21 protein-coding genes are annotated in these 17,031 nt (G+C 67.8%); 9 read left to right on the top strand and 12 right to left on the bottom strand.

What is annotated here, in order from left to right; all coding sequences use genetic code 11:
• Positions 1–35: 35 nt before the first annotated feature.
• Complete coding sequence (locus K7711_RS42625; protein ID WP_235748662.1) at positions 36–1,262, bottom strand: glycoside hydrolase family 76 protein; 1,227 nt, start codon at positions 1,260–1,262, stop codon at positions 36–38.
• Positions 1,263–1,460: 198 nt separating this feature from the next.
• Here K7711_RS42625 and K7711_RS42620 point away from each other — a divergent pair, with 198 nt between their 5' ends.
• The 3 genes from K7711_RS42620 to K7711_RS42605 all read left to right on the top strand — a co-directional run bounded on the left by K7711_RS42620 (position 1,461) and on the right by K7711_RS42605 (position 4,626).
• Complete coding sequence (locus K7711_RS42620) at positions 1,461–2,957, top strand: DUF4246 domain-containing protein (RefSeq protein ID WP_222978023.1); 1,497 nt, start codon at positions 1,461–1,463, stop codon at positions 2,955–2,957.
• Positions 2,958–3,206: 249 nt separating this feature from the next.
• Complete coding sequence (locus K7711_RS42610) at positions 3,207–3,647, top strand: VOC family protein (RefSeq protein ID WP_443678118.1); 441 nt, start codon at positions 3,207–3,209, stop codon at positions 3,645–3,647.
• A 205-nt stretch (positions 3,648–3,852) separates the two neighbouring features.
• Positions 3,853–4,626, top strand: coding sequence for a TIGR03084 family metal-binding protein (locus tag K7711_RS42605; protein ID WP_235748661.1), 774 nt, complete (start codon positions 3,853–3,855; stop codon positions 4,624–4,626).
• A 48-nt stretch (positions 4,627–4,674) separates the two neighbouring features.
• On the opposite strand, the gene K7711_RS42600 is transcribed toward K7711_RS42605, so the two are convergent.
• On the bottom strand, positions 4,675–5,034 hold the full coding sequence (locus K7711_RS42600) for a VOC family protein (RefSeq protein WP_222978019.1): 360 nt from the start codon (positions 5,032–5,034) through the stop codon (positions 4,675–4,677).
• Here K7711_RS42600 and K7711_RS42595 point away from each other — a divergent pair.
• Positions 4,963–5,910: an NADP-dependent oxidoreductase gene (locus tag K7711_RS42595; protein WP_222978017.1), complete on the top strand. Its 948-nt coding sequence runs from the start codon at positions 4,963–4,965 to the stop codon at positions 5,908–5,910. The genes K7711_RS42600 and K7711_RS42595 overlap by 72 nt on opposite strands.
• A gap of 15 nt (positions 5,911–5,925) precedes the next feature.
• On the opposite strand, the gene K7711_RS42590 is transcribed toward K7711_RS42595, so the two are convergent.
• The 3 genes from K7711_RS42590 to K7711_RS42580 all read right to left on the bottom strand — a co-directional run bounded on the left by K7711_RS42590 (position 5,926) and on the right by K7711_RS42580 (position 7,292).
• Positions 5,926–6,123, bottom strand: coding sequence for a hypothetical protein (locus K7711_RS42590; protein ID WP_222978015.1), 198 nt, complete (start codon positions 6,121–6,123; stop codon positions 5,926–5,928).
• Position 6,124: 1 nt separating this feature from the next.
• A complete protein-coding gene (locus tag K7711_RS42585; protein ID WP_222978013.1) occupies positions 6,125–6,712 on the bottom strand; it encodes an aminoglycoside phosphotransferase family protein in 588 nt (195 codons plus the stop codon).
• Positions 6,713–6,842: 130 nt separating this feature from the next.
• Complete coding sequence (locus tag K7711_RS42580) at positions 6,843–7,292, bottom strand: MarR family winged helix-turn-helix transcriptional regulator (RefSeq protein WP_222978011.1); 450 nt, start codon at positions 7,290–7,292, stop codon at positions 6,843–6,845.
• Positions 7,293–7,368: 76 nt separating this feature from the next.
• Between K7711_RS42580 and K7711_RS42575 the strand changes: the two genes are divergently transcribed.
• Positions 7,369–7,950, top strand: a complete 582-nt coding sequence (locus tag K7711_RS42575) for an isochorismatase family protein (RefSeq protein ID WP_222978010.1) — start codon at positions 7,369–7,371, stop codon at positions 7,948–7,950.
• A 30-nt stretch (positions 7,951–7,980) separates the two neighbouring features.
• Here the strand turns inward: K7711_RS42575 and K7711_RS42570 are convergent, their stop codons facing one another.
• The 3 genes from K7711_RS42570 to K7711_RS42560 form a co-directional block, all read right to left on the bottom strand.
• Positions 7,981–8,421 (bottom strand): hypothetical protein, encoded by a 441-nt coding sequence (locus K7711_RS42570; RefSeq protein WP_222978009.1) that lies wholly within the window; start codon positions 8,419–8,421, stop codon positions 7,981–7,983.
• A 100-nt stretch (positions 8,422–8,521) separates the two neighbouring features.
• A complete protein-coding gene (locus K7711_RS42565; RefSeq protein ID WP_222978008.1) occupies positions 8,522–9,286 on the bottom strand; it encodes a hypothetical protein in 765 nt (254 codons plus the stop codon).
• A 37-nt stretch (positions 9,287–9,323) separates the two neighbouring features.
• Positions 9,324–9,839 carry an OsmC family protein gene (locus K7711_RS42560; protein WP_222978007.1) on the bottom strand — a complete coding sequence of 172 codons (516 nt, stop codon included), beginning with the start codon at positions 9,837–9,839 and terminating at the stop codon, positions 9,324–9,326.
• Positions 9,840–10,149: 310 nt separating this feature from the next.
• On the opposite strand from K7711_RS42560, the gene K7711_RS42555 reads away from it, so the two are divergent.
• Positions 10,150–11,190 (top strand): NAD(P)-dependent alcohol dehydrogenase, encoded by a 1,041-nt coding sequence (locus K7711_RS42555; RefSeq protein WP_222978006.1) that lies wholly within the window; start codon positions 10,150–10,152, stop codon positions 11,188–11,190.
• Positions 11,191–11,270: 80 nt separating this feature from the next.
• On the opposite strand, the gene K7711_RS42550 is transcribed toward K7711_RS42555, so the two are convergent.
• The 3 genes from K7711_RS42550 to K7711_RS42540 form a co-directional block, all read right to left on the bottom strand.
• Positions 11,271–11,945: a VC0807 family protein gene (locus K7711_RS42550; RefSeq protein WP_222978004.1), complete on the bottom strand. Its 675-nt coding sequence runs from the start codon at positions 11,943–11,945 to the stop codon at positions 11,271–11,273.
• Positions 11,946–12,141: 196 nt separating this feature from the next.
• Positions 12,142–13,086: an ADP-ribosylglycohydrolase family protein gene (locus tag K7711_RS42545; RefSeq protein ID WP_235748660.1), complete on the bottom strand. Its 945-nt coding sequence runs from the start codon at positions 13,084–13,086 to the stop codon at positions 12,142–12,144.
• 43 nt (positions 13,087–13,129) lie between these two features.
• Positions 13,130–14,056: an NADP-dependent oxidoreductase gene (locus K7711_RS42540; RefSeq protein ID WP_222978002.1), complete on the bottom strand. Its 927-nt coding sequence runs from the start codon at positions 14,054–14,056 to the stop codon at positions 13,130–13,132.
• Between the two features lie 76 nt (positions 14,057–14,132).
• Between K7711_RS42540 and K7711_RS42535 the strand changes: the two genes are divergently transcribed.
• Positions 14,133–14,513, top strand: coding sequence for a winged helix-turn-helix transcriptional regulator (locus tag K7711_RS42535; protein ID WP_222978000.1), 381 nt, complete (start codon positions 14,133–14,135; stop codon positions 14,511–14,513).
• 369 nt (positions 14,514–14,882) lie between these two features.
• The gene (locus K7711_RS42530; RefSeq protein WP_222977998.1) at positions 14,883–15,410 is read left to right on the top strand and encodes a hypothetical protein; all 528 of its coding nucleotides are present in this window, start codon (positions 14,883–14,885) and stop codon (positions 15,408–15,410) included.
• A 52-nt stretch (positions 15,411–15,462) separates the two neighbouring features.
• Here K7711_RS42530 and K7711_RS42525 read toward each other — a convergent pair whose 3' ends face one another.
• Positions 15,463–16,305, bottom strand: a complete 843-nt coding sequence (locus tag K7711_RS42525) for an oxidoreductase (RefSeq protein WP_222977996.1) — start codon at positions 16,303–16,305, stop codon at positions 15,463–15,465.
• 156 nt (positions 16,306–16,461) lie between these two features.
• Between K7711_RS42525 and K7711_RS42520 the strand changes: the two genes are divergently transcribed.
• The gene (locus K7711_RS42520; protein ID WP_222977995.1) at positions 16,462–17,031 is read left to right on the top strand and encodes a TetR/AcrR family transcriptional regulator; all 570 of its coding nucleotides are present in this window, start codon (positions 16,462–16,464) and stop codon (positions 17,029–17,031) included.

The following is a 17,031-nucleotide window of genomic DNA, read 5'->3' as shown; positions in this document are numbered from 1 at the left end:
GCGGCAGTGGTGAGCGCGCGCGGCGCGGGCCGATCTCAGTGCCCGGCCGCGGTGAGCCGGTGATCTGCCTCGAGCACCATCCATCCGCTGAGCTGGACCGACAGGTCGCGGCTCAGATTCGCCGCCGGAACGGTCGAGGAGTGCGTGAGCTGGGTGAAGGTGCCCGGGTGGTCCGGCACGGTCACCGGGCGGGTCCAGTCCATCCCGAACAGCGGCAGGCCGCCCACCTCGGCGCGGTGTTCCCAGGCCGCGCGCGCGGAGGCGTGCACGATATTCGCGGCGGTGGTGTCGCCGAGGGCGAGCGCGGCCTCGGCGAGGTATCTGGCGAGGATACCCATGAACAGGCCGGAGTCGTTCGCGGTGGCCGCCGCGATCACACCGGCGTTCGTGAGCCGGTCCGCGGTCGCGGCGATGAGATCCGTCGCACGTTTGTGGTGAGCCGAATCGCCGGTGCGCGTTGCCAATTCGGCTTCCAGGGCGATGACCGCACCTTGGCAGTAGGTCGGTGTGGCGTGGTCCACCCGGCCCTCGGGTTCGTGCACGCCGTCGAAGATCAGGCCGCTGCGAGGATCACGCAGACGGGCCTGTAGGAAGTCGGAAAGTGCTGCAGCGCGGCTTAATTCGCCCGATCGGGCCATCGCGATACCGGTCGGGCCGATCGCGGAGGTGGAGTAGTAGTTGTCGTGCGACCGCCACGGCACCGCACCGATGTCCGGCCGCCATCCCGCGTACAGGGCGCGGTGCAGATCGCCGACGGCCTCGCCGAACCGGATGCCGAGCAGTCGTTCGGCCCGTTCGAGCGCCAGTATCAGCCAGGACATGTCGTCGTAGTACCCGTTGGTCCAGGCGGTGATGTTGCGGACCCGGATGCCGCGTGCGAGGGCGAAGATCCGGTCGATCCGTTCGGGGGTGCGAGCACGAACCGCGGCGTCCACCGCGCAGTCGAGCAGATGAGCCTGCCACCAGTAGCACCATCGCCCCAGCAACAGTTGCTCCCACAGCGAAGCGGGCCAGACGAGGGTGCCCAGTTGCACCTGCGGCTCACCCCAGAGCGGGCGGACATAACGCTGGACGATCGCCTGTTCTGCCAGTTCGGCCCGTTTCCCGGACTCCTCGGGGCCGGGCGGCGCCGTCTGGTTGATCATCAGCGCCTGCGTCGGCTGTGCGGTAGCGGTCAACGCGACCCAGGCCCCGGCTGCGACCAGGATGCTGCGCCTACCGATTCTGTTGTTCCGGCGATCCATCCGCTCGGACTCCCTCATACCCAACAACGATCACCGGAGCGGAAATTGTGCACCTCCATCCTATCGGGCGACGATTCGCGGCGCGCGGCGTCCCCGGGCGGATGCGGACCGGTGCTCGTCCCTGGTGGCGCCCGGTCCGGATGTCGGGATCGGGGTCGTTGTCGGTCTGTTGAAGTACCCTCGGCGCGGCATCGATTCAGCGAGAGATCCGAGAGAATGACAGACCTGCCGACATTTCCCCTGCCCTTTCTCGATTCGTACAAGGTGGCGGTCGCTCCGCCCCGGTCGCTGCGCGAGCTGCAGATGATGCAGCTGAGTGCCCAGATCCGTTCGAAGCCACAGTGGTTCGTCAAGATGAACGACGGCGATATCCGCGCCCGGTGGGCCCGGGAGGCTGCCGAGCAGGGGCTGACCGAAGCTCAGATCCGTTATGTGCTGGCGGAATTGGCGTATTACGCCGAACCGCGGGATGAGCGAACCGGTATCGAGGTGTCCGCTGTCGACGGGGTGTGGCAGTCGGACGCGTTGATCGACGACGAGTTGAGATCCCTTCTGCGGGAGGCTGTCCGGGTTCTGGAGGAGGTGCCCGCCAGCGAGCTGGACTGGCATCCGGGTTCGAACGGTCAGGTGCTGGATCTGGTTCATCCCTCGCTGTTCTGTCTCGTGCGCGGGGTGAGCGGTGTGGACGACGCGGTGTGGCCCGATCCGGGCGCGGAGGGTGCGCGCTACGCGTACTCGGAGAAATTCCAGTGGCTGCCAACGGATCTCGAGGTCGGCGACGAGGGCGAGGTGGTGTTCCGCTCCTACGTGAACAATGTCCATCCCGTGGTTCACCGTGATCTCGATGCCGTGCTGCCGGACCTGTTCGCCCGCGTGCGCCCGCTGTTCGAGAACGTGCTCACCGATCTGCGTCATCCGCGGCCGCTGCGCATCGAGGTCAACCCGTACACCTGGTACGACGATGATCCGGACAGGCCGGTCGAGCCCGTCGAGGACGACGAGGATGCCCGCGATGCGTGGTACGACGCGCTGAGCGACTGGCGGGACACCCGTCACCCGGTCCTTCCGGACGCCCCCGACTTCGTCGCGCCGCCGCGCCCCGACGATTCGGCTCGGATCGATCTGCGCGGTCGCCGCCTACAGGTCATCGTCAAGCTGGCCAATATCCACCTCACCCCCGAGGACTCCGAATACTCCGGCGGCACATGGCATGTCGAGGCGATGATGAACGAACGCATCGTCTCGACCGCCATCTACTACTGGGACAGCGAGAACATCACCGACAGCCGGCTGAGTTTCCGTGCCGCACTGGACGAACCGGACTACGAGCAGAACGATTACACCGGAGTCGAAGAGGTCTATGGCCTGGCCGACGAGGAGCCGCTGGAGCAGGTCCTGGGTTCCGCGGCCACCCCCGCCGGCCGCTGCCTGGCCTTCCCGAACATCCTGCAACACCGCGTCGCCCCCTTCCGCCTGGCCGACCCCACCCGCCCCGGCCACCGCAAGATCCTGGCCTTCTTCCTGGTGGACCCGTCCACCCCCATCCCCTCGACCTCCGACGTCCCGCCCCAACAGCCCTGGTCTCCCACCACGACCATGACCCTCCCCGAAGCGAAGGACTACCGAGACCAACTGATGCACGAGCGAAAGTTCTTCGTGGACAACCACAACGAGGAGATCTACGAGCGGGAGTTCTCGCTCTGCGAACACTGAGGTCCCAGCTGTCGGCATGCCCATCGGGTCGCGAGATCGGCTGTGCCCCAGTGAATGTGGCGGCGATGTGGCATTATCGTTCGATCTGTGCCGTCGTGTTCCATACGCGGTATCCGCTGCCGAGTTGTCCGTAGGCCATCAGCCCGAAGAACGGATCGGTCATGTCGACCGATGAGTTTTCGTCGCTGAGTCGGTCGATAACGGAGTAGCTGCCATGCCCGGGTGGGCTTGTGGACCGAGGAGAGTGCTGTGGCGATTCGGCGGATGGACAACGTGTTGATCGTCGTCGAAGATCTCGATGCTGTGATCGGGTTCTTCGTCGAGATCGGGATGGAACTGGACGGGCGGGGACCGGTGGAGGGGCCGTGGGTGGAGCGGGTGATCGGGGTCGACGATGTCCGGCAGGAGGTGGCGATGTTGCGGATTCCTGGCGCGCAGGGGCGGATCGAGTTGGCGATGTTCGGCAATCCCGAGGTGATTCGGGCCGAGCCGAAGAATGCGCCCGCGAACACGTTGGGGATTCGCCGGGTCATGTTCGCCGTCGACGACATCGATGACGTGGTCAACCGGCTGCGCGCCCGCGGCGCCGAACTCGTCGGCGAGATCGTGCAGTTCGAGCAGATCTATCGGCTCTGCTACGTCCGAGGTCCGGAGGGCATCGTGGTCGGCCTCGCCGAGGAGCTGAGCTGAGGGACTGCGTCCGGCCTTCGCATCGAGGACCTACTTCTCGTAGGCCGATCCTCCTCGTAGACAAGAGAATACCGCCAGAACAGCTCTTGCTGAACGTGTGCTCGCGCCGGGTGCCGACCTCGGATAGCCTGGCGGCACAACGTCTGTCTCGCCGGTCCGAACGGAACGAGTTCGTTGCCGTCGATGAGTGTGAAGGTGAATGCCGATGCTCGACTACGGCCTCGACATGTCCGGTGTCGATCGCGATCGTGCGCTGCCCGGTCTGGTGGCCGAAGGGGATGAGCTCGACGCGCTGGTGTCGGCCCACGACGATTGGTCCGAGCCCACACCGGCGGCCGGGTGGACGATCGCCCATCAGATCGCTCATCTCGCTGCCGCCGATGCGAACGTCCTGATCGCCATTCGAACGCCCGGAGCGTTCGACGACGTCGCGAAACAGGCGGAGGCCGCGGGTAGCCGATACGCCGACCTCGACGCCGCCGCAGGTGCGGCCCAACCACGGTCGGAGCTGCTGGAACGGTGGCGGATCGGCCGGATCGAGGTGGCGGCCGCGCTGCACGAGATCCCCCTGAACCAGGGCTTTCCGTGGTACGGCTCGGAGCTGACCGCGGCGCTGATGGTTCCGCTGCGGCTGATGGAGACGTGGGCGCACGGCCAGGACATCTTCGATGCCCTGGGTGCCACGCACCCGCCCACGGATCGACTCCAGCACGTGGCCGCACTGGGCGTGGCAGGACGAGAGCTGTCCTTCTACGCCGCGCAAATCCCCACTCCCACAGACCCTTTCCGCGTCGAGCTGACCGCACCCGACGGTGAGACCTGGGCATGGGGCCCGCAAGACGCCGCGCAACGCGTCCGAGGCAGCGCCCTGGACTTCTGTCTCCGGGTCACCCACCGCAGACCCCGAGCCGAAACCGACCTCACCGCAGTCGGCGAGGACGCGCAGAAGTGGCTCGATATAGCCCGCGTATTCCTCTGACATGTGAACGAATTCCGCAGGGCGCGAGCTCGATCAGGAGCGCGCGCATCACTCTTCGGCGCCGGGCGGAACCGTGAGGCAGAAGGGATGCCCCGACGGATCGATGAGTACTCGCCAACGATCAGGAGCAGGCTGGAAGTCGGCCTTGACCGCCCCGCAGCCGACCGCTGCCTGCTCTGCGCCATCGAGATCGGCGACGAACAGATCGAGATGCATCTGCTTGGGCACCTGGTTCCCCGGCCAATTCTCGACCGTAGCCGGTGGCGCGTCGACAGTGCCGGGAACATCGGTGCGGTCGGGTGGGGTTGTTCTCTGCGAATCGGAGAAGGAGTGGTGATGCTGGCTATCGGTTTCGACGAGCCGGGTGGTCCCGACGTGTTGCGCGTGGTGCAGGTGCCCGAGCCGCATGCGGAGGAGGGGCAGGTTCGGATCCGGGTTGCGGCTGCGACGGTGAATCCGTCGGATCTGGTTACCAGGAGTGGGGCGGCGCATGATCGTTATCGCGAGGTGACCCCGCCTTATGTGCCGGGGTGGGATGCGGCCGGTGTGGTCGACGAGGTAGGGCCGGGGTCGCGGTGGCGCGTCGGGGATCAGGTCGTCGCGATCACCAAACCCGTGCTGGAAGGGGGTGGTGCGTACGCGGAACAGATTGTGGTTTCCGATGATTCGGTGGCGCCGATGCCCGCGGGAGCCGATGCCGTCGCGGCGGCGACACTGCCGATGAACGGGCTCACCGCGGCCCTCGCGCTCGATGCGGCCGATGTTCGACCGGGCGGCACGATCGCGGTGACCGGTGCGGCCGGTGCGGTCGGTGGATATGTGATCCAGTTGGCAAAGCATCGCGGGCTCACCGTGCTCGCCGACGCCTCACCTCGGGACGCGCAGCTGGTCGCCGAGCTGGGCGCCGATACCGTTCTCGCACGGGGTGACGATTTCGCTCGGCGCGTGCGTGCGCAGGTGCCCGATGGCGTCGACAGCGTGATCGACTGCGCGTTGCTGGGGAGCGCCGTGCTGTCCGCCGTCCGCGACAACGGATCCTATGTCGCGCTGCGACCGCCGCGATTGAGCGGAACCGTCGACTCGGAGCGCGATATCGACGTGCACTACGTCATGGTCCTCGACCGGGTTCACGACTCGGCCACACTCACCGAACTGAGTCGCCTGGCCTCCGATGGCGTGCTGACTTTGCGTGTGGCCCAGACGTTTCCAGCGACCGAGGCCGCAGCCGCACATCGCCTGCTCGAAGCCGGTGGCCTGCGCGGCCGCATCGTGCTCACGTTCTGAACGGGGGCGTAAACGTCACAGTCTGCCGATGTAATCACCCAGGGCAGTGGCGATTTCGGCCGCGATCTCGGCATCGCTCGAGCTCTCGGGCAGGAAGTACAGCCAATCGTCTATGGCTCGGATGAACGTCCAGGCTGTGGTCAGCTCCGGATCCAGATCTGCGGCGTTCACCACGGCCGCCAATCGGCGACGTATGGCCGCTGGTTCAGCCATATCATGAAATCTGTTGCGTAACAAGGGGATGACCCCGAACTCGGGATCGCCGGCGAGCACCTCGACACAAACCCACGGCCCGATCGATCATCCCGGCAGGTACCACATTGCCCAGACGCGCTGCCTCGGTAGGCAATTCCATGCACCAGCGGTCGGCCTGTTCTGCGAGCGAACGGTGCAATACCGGTGCGGGAACAGCGAGTCGCCGCAGCAGTTCACCCGCGATGTCCACCGCTCGATCGATCGGCTCGCAGGTCAGATCCCGGGCCGCGTCCAGACGTTCGAGCAGCAGAACGAAATCCGCACTGTCGTGATCGAGCAACTCGACCGCACCCGCACCCTGCCAGGTAGTCAGCGCCACCGCTTCGTCCCGCGCCTCGACATGCGGCCACGACACCTTCAGAACAGCCGCGCGATCAGCGGCTCGCACCGGCACCACGAGTCCCGAGTAACCGTGCATCGGTTCCCCGTCGAGCCGCAGATCCCACCGCCGCAGATACCGCTCGACCATCTCCGGCAAGAATGTGAGCCAGCGCCGCTGCTCCGGGGTGCGCAATCGAGCGGCGAAAGTCGCTGGAATGGTGATCATTTCGTCAAGTTACTCCGGACCGGCCACCGGGCGTGGGATCCGAGGCGACCGGATGAACCCGGCGCAACCGCACACGCAATTGGTTGTGCGCTGTTCGTGCCGCAGCTCGCGTTCAGGTGCGCCTCGATGTTCAGGGTGGTTGCGGCGGGGTCCAGAGGCGCTGGAGGAGAGTGCGGAGGGTGTCGCGTTCGCCGGGGGTGAGGGGGGCGAGGAAACGGTCCTCCAGGTGGTCGGCGAGATCGTCTGCGCGCTCGGCGATTTCGCGACCCGAGTCGGTGATCTCGACCGCGTTGCGGCGGCGGTCGCCGGGATCGCCTCGGCGGGTGACGTAACCGGCCCGCTCGAGGCCGTCGACCAGGGTCACCACTGTGCTGGCGGCGGCGTTCATGGTGCGGCTCAGCTCGTTCTGGGCCAGGGGGCCGTACTGGCGCAGCATGGCGAGAATGCCGTGGGCCTTGGTCGAGAGTCCCAGTGCGGCAAGCTCTTTGGTCTGTGCATCGGTGGCCGCCTGGCCGACGGCCGCGGTCAGGAAGGTGGTGCGGCGTAGGAAGCGTTCCGCCTCGTCCGGTGGAGTGGGCACGACACATGATATCCGAGCAGATCATTCGACAGATAACTGTTTCTGGCTATATAGTTCAGTACCGAATGATTCGTTCATGAAGGAAGTGGTCGTCGTGCTCCAAGCCTCCGAAGTGCAGTTGCTGTTCGCTGACCTGCAGGAATCCATCGTTCCGTTCGGCCGGACGCGGTCCGGGAGCGGTATCCGCGCCTCGGCCCGCGTCCTTGCCGAGGTCGCGGAGCTGCTCGAGCTGCCCGCGACGGTGTCGATCGCACCGCGGCCGGAAGGGCCGGACCCGATCGCGGAGCTCTCGGGCGTGCGGCCGGTGGGCGGAGTGCAGGTGCGGTCCGGCGCGAGCTGCCTCGATCATGCGGGCACCCGCGACGCGCTGGCATCGACCGGGCGTCCGGTCGTGGTCATCTGCGGCGTGCTGACCGAACTGGTCGTGCAGCTGACCGCGCTCGACCTGATCGACGCGGGCCTGCGGGTCCACGTGGCGCTGGATGCCTGCGGTGGGCTGTCGAGCAGCACCGAGGACGCGGCCCTGCGCCGGATCGAATCCGCGGGCGGCTATGTCGGCTGTGTGCCGAACTTGGCCGCGGATATGGTGCGCGACTTCACCACTGCGACCGGCGGACGGGTGATCGGCGCGCTACACGGCTTGTTCAATGCGGCGTAGCCGCGCCGGGGGCGTCGTCCCCGGCGACGATCATTCCGCTCGCGCGTACCGGGCCGCGGCGATGACCGCGTCCATGTCGAGCAGCAGATTCGGATCGTGATCCTGCGCCTCGCGGAACTCGAGGATCACATCGTCGATGGTGGTCCGCCGCCCCAGGGTGGTCAGTTCCTGGCGCAGGTAGGTGCTCAGCGCGATGCCGGCCGCGCCCGCGCGACGGGTGAACACCCGTGCGGCATCCTCCGGTAGGTCTCGCATCAATGCCGTTGCATCGCTGTCGATTTCGGCGACGGGCGGGTCGGGTAGTTCGGCGTGCAGGAACTCGACGACATCATCGAGCGGGATGCGCGTGCTCGCGAGTTCGGTCAGCGCCACCCGGATGTAGGCCGCGGTGGACACGCCCGCTGCCTGGGCCCGCCGTCGCAGGACGCGGGCGGCCGGTTCGGGCAGATCCTCGATCACGATCGTCGACATGGAGACCACCGTAGGCAGGGATCGCGGGGGAAGCCAGCGCCGAGACCGAGTCGTGTCCTTTCGGTGAAAGCGACAGGTGGAAAACACGATTCACTTCGTCTCAGTCGGGCAGTGGCGGCAACGCGGGACTGTCCAGGCACAGGCGCGCTCGGTCCTGCGGGTGGATCCGGACCGGCACCCGTGCGCCGACGAAACCGATCTGAGCCCGGCGCGCGGCGGTGCGGAAGCCGAAACGCGCGGTGGTCGTGTATTCGCTTCCGTCCGGATAGTTCACGCGCACAGCGACATTCGCCAGGCTCGACTCCGCGTCGGGCATACTGCGCGAGGGCACCTCGAGGAAGTCGATCCCGGTGACCGTCGCGGTCGCGCGCACGCCCGTGCGGTAGAGCTCCTGGGCCTCCTCGGCGGTGATCTGCCGGTTGCCGTCGGGCAGCAGGTCCCGGCCGTAGCGTCGTTCGACGGCTACGCGCGCCAGTTCCCGGATGCCGATACCGGTCACCTCGGGCACGACCGAGGGCTCGAGGCCCAGGCGCATGGCGGCGGCGACCCGTTCGGCGTACTCCTCGTTCCACAACGCCTTCGTGCCCGGCGAAACCTGTTCGGGCCAGACGATTCCGTAGCGACCGGGATGTTCGCGGTCGATCGTGGCCGGAAACTCGTCGCCGCATTCGGGCACCCGCTCGCCGGGGCCGTACCGCCGCCCGACCCGCAGCGCCCGTGCCGGGACCTCCGGCGCGGACAGCACGCCGGACAGCCGCGCGCTGCCGTAGCCGTCCTCGTCCCGGGTGACGGACACGCCGGTGACCCGGAACGTTCCCGTCGCCGGGTGACCAGGGGTCCGTTTGAACAATCGCCGCAGGCTCACTTGTCGAGTGTGACAGTGAAAGGCCCTGGGGCGTAAGTCACTCGGTGACGAGCGTGGTCCGTACAGGTGTGGGTTCGGCGGTGAGATCCAGTACGGGGCAACGCCTTTCGACCTCACGTTGCAATTCGGCATAGCGCTCGGCCGACTCGGGTCCGCGGAGGTGGACGGTCAACCGCACGGCCTGGAATCCCGGGCGAACGGACTCGTCCAACCCGAAGAATCCGCGCACGTCCAGATCTCCCTCGGCATCGATCCGCAGATCCTCCACGACGATGCCGCGCTGCTGGGCCACGAACCGGTAGGTCACCACCTGGCACGCGATCAACGCGGCCAGATACACCTCGACCGGATTGGCGGCGGAGTCCGCACCGCCCAGCGCCGGGGGCTCGTCCACCCGGACCGTGTGCGTGCGGGCCTCGACCACGGTGGCGACGGCGCTCTCCGCGACACCGGAAGCGCGGAAGACGGCGAGCGCGTTCGCCGGATCGTCGGCGACGGCCTGCGCGGTGGCCCGAGTGATGGCATTGAGCGGTGCGCCCACATCGGTTGTCATGCAGCCGAAGCTATCCGGGGTCCGGCCGCCCGGGGAGGGTTGTGGTCGGCGTGAATGGAATGCGCCCCGCGGGTCGAGATGGTTCGCTGGTTGATTGCCGTCGATATCGGTGAAGTCGATGGGCCTGCCTGGTTCGGCCGTATGATCGGGGAGATGTTCCCAGGCCTCTATGGTCGCGGTGAGCCGTCGCCGTCGGTATTCGAGGCCGGGGCCGCGGTACACCCGAACGTTTGCGGAGCGTTCGCTGATCCGGGCGTTCGGGGTGTGGCGCGGTGTATCCGACCGTGAACTCGACCGCGGAGGTATAGCGATGAAGGCTCTGCAATATCGAACCATCGGCGCCGCACCGGAATTGGTGACCGTGCCCGATCCGGAACCCGGGCCCGGACAGGTGTTGTTGAAGGTGACCGCGGCGGGGGTGTGTCATTCCGATATCGCCGTGATGTCCTGGCCGGAAAAGGATTTCCCGTATCCGCTGCCGCTCACACTCGGACACGAGGGCGCCGGGACGATCGCGGCGCTGGGCGACGGGGTGACCGGATTCGCGGTGGGTGATTCGGTCGCCGTCTACGGTCCGTGGGGATGTGGCGCCTGCCCGCCGTGTGCGGGTGGGCGGGAGAACTACTGCCTGCGGGCTGGTGAGCTGAACATCTTCCCGCCCGGACTGGGTGCGCCGGGTGCGATCGCCGAGTACATGATCGTGGACGATGCGCGGCATCTGGAGCCGCTCGACGGGCTCGATCCGGTCGAGACCGTCCCGCTGACCGACGCCGGACTGACCCCGTACCACGCGATCAAACGGTCGTTGCCGAAACTCGTTCCCGGCTCGACCGCCGTGGTGATCGGCGCGGGCGGTCTCGGGCACGTGGCCATTCAGCTGTTGCGCGCGTTGAGTCCGGCACGGGTGATCGCCCTGGACGTGAGCGAGGACAAACTCGAACTCGCGCGCACGGTCGGCGCACACGAGACCGTGATTTCCGACGCCGCGGCGGCCGGTCGGGCGCGGGAGCTGACCGACGGCCGGGGTGCGACCGCGGTGTTCGACTTCGTCGGGGCCACGCCGACGACCGCCACGGCCGCGGGATGCGTCGCGATGGAGGGAGATATCACGATCATCGGCATCGCCGGCGGTACGGTGCCGGTCGGTTTCGGTGTGCTGCCCTTCGAGGTGAATGTCATGGCGCCGTACTGGGGCAGTCGCGAGGAGTTGCACGAGGTGCTCGATCTGGCGCGGGCCGGTTCGGTGAAGGTGCACGTGGAAACCTTCGGCATGGCGGACGCGCCGCTGGCCTACGAGCGGCTGCACAGCGGAAAGATCAACGGCCGCGCGGTGATTCTGCCGAACGGCTGAGCCGACACAGCATCGCGCCTCGCTCGGAGAGATCCGGGCGAGGCGCGATGTTGTTGCTGTAGTGGATAATTCGCAGCGATTCAGGCGGACGCGGCGGCGAGTGCGGCGGCTTCGGCACGGTCTCCGGCCGCCTTGTAGCGGCGGCCGAGCACGAGGCTGAGCCCGATCAGTACGGCGAAGGTCACCGCCATCATGACCGTGGACAACCACACCATGGTCGAGACGGGCAGCTGATAGACCAGGAATACCCGCAGTGCGGCCTCGCCGAGCAGGCCGACGCCCCAGATTCCGCTCAGCACGCCGAACGCCCGTCGCATGGTCGGGCGAGTCCGGTACCGCTCCTCGAACGCGGCCGCCTTGGCCGGGTCGGACCCGGCCATCCCGCTGCGCGCGGCCACGTAGACCAGCGGTTTGCCGATCAGGGCGCTGCCCAGGAATGCGAGCCCGATCAGGCCCGTGACGACCGAATCCTTCGCCAGCATGAATCGCGCGTCGCCGGAGAGGAAGGTCATCGCGAACCCGATCACGAATCCGGCCAGGATCACTCCCGCGAAGAGGTCGACCTTGCGTTTACGCGCGACCTCCGCGAGCAGGAACACGCCCGAGATCACGGTGCCCGCCCCGAGTGCGACCAGATTGCTCGCCCCCAGGGCGTGCAGTGCGTAGTACGCGACGAGCGGCACCCCGACATCGCGCAGGATCTGGCGGACCATCGCTCGGCGGTCGGGTGTGGGCGCTGCCTGGGTGGCGGTCATCTCGGACTCCCGTGAACGGAGGTGGCTGTGTCGACTCCCAAATTACGGTCGCCGAGTGCGCCGCACCCGGCTCGTTCGTCACGAACCACCCATGACGGTTGTCATGGGTGGTGGCGCGCTGTTGACCGGATATACCTACGAGCACGCGGGAGTCGCCGCCTCGTCCCGGTCGATTTCGTAACGCGGATAAGAGATTTCACCGAGCGCCCGTGAACCACCGACGAAGGCGACCCGGGCGAGCCTTGGCCGGGCGAGCTCGATCCAGCCAGCCGGGCAACGGTTCTCGCGCGGCGAGCCATTCGCGGGGGACCGCCTCGCTCCCGGTGTGGGCGGCGACGATGCCGCCCACGATCGCCGCGGTGGTGTCGATATCTCCGCCCGCGGCAAGGCATGTGGTGATCGCAGTCGGATAGTCCTGCAGATGCGTCGCCGCGATCCACAGGGTGAGTGGCACGGTGTCCTGTGCGGTGACGTGGGAGCCGTTGCCGAGTTCGTCGGCGACCTGCTGGACCGAAGCGCCGAGTAGCGTTCGGGCGCGGCGGATTCCGCGACCGGTCTCGCCGTCGCCGAGACGATCGAGCACGGTGGTGATGAATTCCTCCGGCACGGGCCGTATTCCGGCCGTCCGGGCGTGCGCCGCCTGCCCGGCCGCGAGCGCCACCGCGACCGCGCCGCTGATTCCTTCGGGATGCATGTGCGTCACCTGGGCCGACCGGATCGCCTGGGCGACAATCTTTTCCGGATCACCGGCGAAGTAGGCCCCGAGCGCCGCAACCCGCATGGCCGCACCGTTGCCGCACGAGCCCTGGTGGTCGAACGCCGCGGCGGACACCTCGCGCCACGGCGCGCCCTTGCGGATGCGGCTCAGGTTCCCGACCGTGGCGAAGCCGTAGTCACGATCCGGATCGCACCGCCGTGCGAAGACCTCGGCGAGACGATCCTGATCGATCGCGCCGCGCGTGCACAGTTCGGCGACCACACTGCAGGCCATCTCGGTGTCGTCGGTCCATCGCCACTGCCCGCCCGGGACGCCCCCGGCGCGCAGCGCATCGACCGACGTGCGCATGACGGGGAATTGCTGGCCGAGTGCATCCCCCACCGACAGGCCCTCGAGCGAGTCGAACATCATCTCGACATACATTGCGGCCCAGTTTAATGCCGCGCCTGCGAGCTCGTCGACGGGATCAGACGGTGAGCACGAGCTTGCCTTGGAGGTGACCGCCGTCGAGCAGCCGGTGCGCGTCGGCGACGCGCTCGAAAGGGAACGTCTCCTGCACGTGGACCCGGAGCCTGCCCTGTTCGACGAGTTCGACGAGGCGTTGCAGGGCAACCGGATCGGGGTCGACCGCGATGCCGCTGAAGCGCATTCCGGCCGCCTCGAACTTCTCGGCGAGCTCCGAATCCTCCTCGGCGACCGCCGTCACCAGGTGCCCTCCCGGGCGGAGCACGGCGAGCGACCGCTCGACGGTGTCGCCGCCGAGCGTGTCGAGCACCACATCGATGTCGCGGACCGCCTCGGTGAAATCGACTGTCCTGTAGTCGATCACCTCGTCGGCGCCGAGCCCTTCGACGAACTCTCGTTTGCTCCCGCTTGCTGTCGCGATGACGTGCGCGCCGAGCGATTTCGCGATCTGGATCGCGACGTGGCCGACCCCGCCGCCACCACCGTGGACCAGGACGCGGTCGCCCGCGCGCACGCCGCCGAGGTCGACGAGGCCCTGCCACGCCGTCAGCCCGACGACCGGCAATGCGGCCGCCTCGACGTGTGAGAGCGACGCCGGTTTGCGCGTCAGGTGCAATGCCGGAGCAGCCACGAGTTCGGCATACGCACCGGCCGCCCGCGGGAACAGCGGCATTCCGAAAACCTCGTCGCCGGGCCTGAACCGCCACGTCTGCGCCTGTTCGACCACGCCGCTGATATCCCAGCCGAGAACGAACGGCGGCTTGCCGATCAGCGGGAATTCGCCGGCGCGCAGTCGCGCCTCCAGTGGGTTCAGCCCGATCGCCTCGACTCGGACGAGGACCTCGGTCGGCAGCGGCCGGGGCGCGGGCGCGTCCACGATGGTGAGTACCTCGGGACCGCCGATCTCCTGCTGGGTGATGACTCGCATGACTCTCCTGGCTCGGGTGGGGCAAGGAAATCCAGGCTAGGTTTCCGCATGGGAACCCCCAGGTACCTTTGGCACCATGAGCGGTTTCGGCCCCGGTACGCCCTTTCTCGCCGACTGTCCGGGGCGTCTGGCGGTCGAGCTGATCGCCGACAAGTGGACGGTGGTGGTGCTCTACGGCCTCAGTCGGGGCCCGGTGCGGCACGGCGAGCTGATCGAGCTGATCGGCGGCATCTCCCGCAAGGTGCTCACCCAGACACTCCGACGGCTCGAGGCGCACGGACTCGTGCGCCGCCACGCGTATGCCGAAGTGCCGCCCCGCGTCGAGTACGAACTCACTCCGCTCGGAGCGACGCTGATCGATCCGATCCACATCCTGACCGAGTGGGCGCGGGAGAACGGTGACGCGGTCCTCGAGGCGCTCGACGCCGATTCCGATCCGGTCGCCGAGAACGGTTGAGTCCGAACCGCTTCGAGGGTTGCCCGGTGACCGGATCGGACCCTCGCGGCGGACCGTCGCGAACTCGCCACGGTGCGCGTCTGAGACAGATGTGACCTGCGTCGTTGCCATCCTGACGCGGGGAATGGACTATCGAGGGTGGTCGGCCGAGGATGCCCGGCATGTCGGGCTCGCGCTCGGCCGGATGCACGACCGAATCCGGGCGGGAAAGGGGGTTCGCACTCCCCCTGGGAGGGCCGACTGGTCGGTCTGTAATGCTGCCGAACCGGCGAGCGATCACAGGGCGGCGGACGGCCCGCCGACCGGGCGGGACCGGTGGATCCGACACCGAACCAGCGCTGGATTGTGTCACCGGAGAGGACGAATGTGATGGCAGGAACCCTGGTGGATGTCCCTACCAACTACCGACAGATCGCCCAGCCGGATCCTGCGGCGAATTCGCGGCGGGTACCGGCTCGCTCCGAAAGATCCCAGCTCGCGATGATGTGGCAGGAGGCGAAGACAGCCCTGGTCACGCGCGTCGCCGGCCCGCAGCAGTTGGTGACGGTGCCCCGGCTGGTCGTGCCGATCGGGCACAACCAGCTGGCATTTCGCGTCTCCTCCTACGCCGAGGAGGCAGAGCAGCTCGCCCAGGACGGCCGGGTGATCGTGCAACCCGGCGACTGGCGCGGCAACCCGGCCCTCGGTTCACATCAGTGGCACGGGCAGGCCCAGGTCGTGACCGGAGGCACCCTGCTGCCGTTCGTGCAATCGGAGATCGACGCCAAGTACCGGTGGCGAACCTCCGTGGCGCGCATGGCACATCGCGTGGCGCGGGGTGCGGCGCCCTACGGCGACGTCGTCGTGCTGGTGACCGTGCGCGAACCGGTCCCGATGCTGATGCCGCCGTCGCCGTGACGCCCCGCAGCGCCACCCGCTGACCGTCCGAGCGAAAGACGTTGCGGCAGCGTCATTGTTCGTCGGCGGGGAAATCGGTGGAGGTGCTCACCGCCGCCCACTGCTCGGTTTCCGCGGCGCGGATTCTGCCCGCGTCGCGTGCCGCGGCGAGGGCGTCGCTGCCGAGCAGTAGGCGGCGGGGCGGGTTCTCGCCGGCGATGACGTCGATGAGGACCCGCGCCGCGCGGGCGGGGTCGCCGGGCTGGGTGCCGTGGCTGTCCTGCCGGTACCGGTTGATCGCGCCGACGGTCTGCTCGTAGTCGGGGCCGACGGTGTGCAGGGTCATCGACGAGCCCTGCCAGTCGGTGCGGAAGCCGCCGGGTTCGACGATGACGACCCGCACACCGAACGGTGCGACCTCGCTCGCGAGCACCTCGGAGAATCCTTCCACCGCGAATTTGGCGGTCTGGTACGCGCCCATTCCCGGTGTGCCGCCGACCCTTCCGCCGATCGAGGAGAACTGGACGAATACGCCGGACCGCTGGGCGCGCAGCACCGGCAGTGCGGCGCGGGTGACGTTGACGACGCCGAACAGATTGGTTTCGACCTGGGTGCGGAAATCCTGTTCGGCCATCTCCTCGATGGGTGCGCTGTTGGCGTAACCGGCGTTGTTGACCACGACGTCGAGGTGGCCGAACGCGTCGATCGCCTGCTGGACCGCGTGTTCGGCGGCGGCCGCATCGGTGACGTCCAGCGCCACGGACCGGATCTGCTCGCCGTGGGCGGTCACCAGATCGTCGAGTTGCTCGGGTCGGCGTGCGGTGGCGACGACCTGGTCTCCGGCCGCGAGGACCGCTTCGGCGAGGTGACGGCCGAAGCCGCGAGATGCTCCGGTGATCAACCATGTTCTGGTCATGAGCGGTTTCTCCGTTCCGATTCACTGTCCGCGTCGGGTGGTGGGTGGTAACCGTACGCGCTAACTGTCACATCAACGTAGCAGTTATCGAAGTTTATTCCATCTGAATGTGGCTGATGTTCGGCGATGAGCGGCACTGCCGGATACCTTGGAGCGATGAGAGCGGATGCGGCGCACAACCTGGAACTCGTCCTGCGCACCGGCGCGCGGCTGCTCGCCGACGATCCCTCGGTCAGCATCGCCGCCATCGCCGCAGCCGCCGGGGTGGACCGGCGCACCGTGTACCGCCGCTTCGCCTCCCGGGAGGATCTGCTCGCCGCGGTGTACCGCGCCCGCTACGACGCGGTCGAGGAGGTGATCGCCGCGGCGAGATTGCGGGAGGCGCCTGTCGGTGTCGCACTGCACCGCTATGTGGAGGGCATCATCGAGGTGAATCGCCGCTGGCCCGTCGAGACGTTTCGCATGTTGTCCGAGAAGACGATTCGAGACCGTCGCGAGGGTTTCATCGCGGAGGTCGAGGACTTCCTGCGCCGCGCCACCGAGGAGGGACTGCTGCGCGAGGATCTGCCGCAGGGCTGGATCGGCGCGGTGCTGCCGTCGCTGCTGCTGCGGGCCGCCGAGGACCTCCCTGAGCTCAGTGCCGCTCAGGCCGCCGACGTCCTGGTGGACACGCTGATCAACGGATTCGGCGTCGGTGCACCCGATCGCCGTGCCGCGTTCCGGTGA

It is taken from the genome of Nocardia coffeae (assembly GCF_019890715.1).
GTDB lineage: Bacteria > Actinomycetota > Actinomycetes > Mycobacteriales > Mycobacteriaceae > Nocardia > Nocardia jiangxiensis.
Note: the sequence above shows the minus strand (reverse complement) of the source record. Positions and strands in the feature narration are given on the sequence as shown.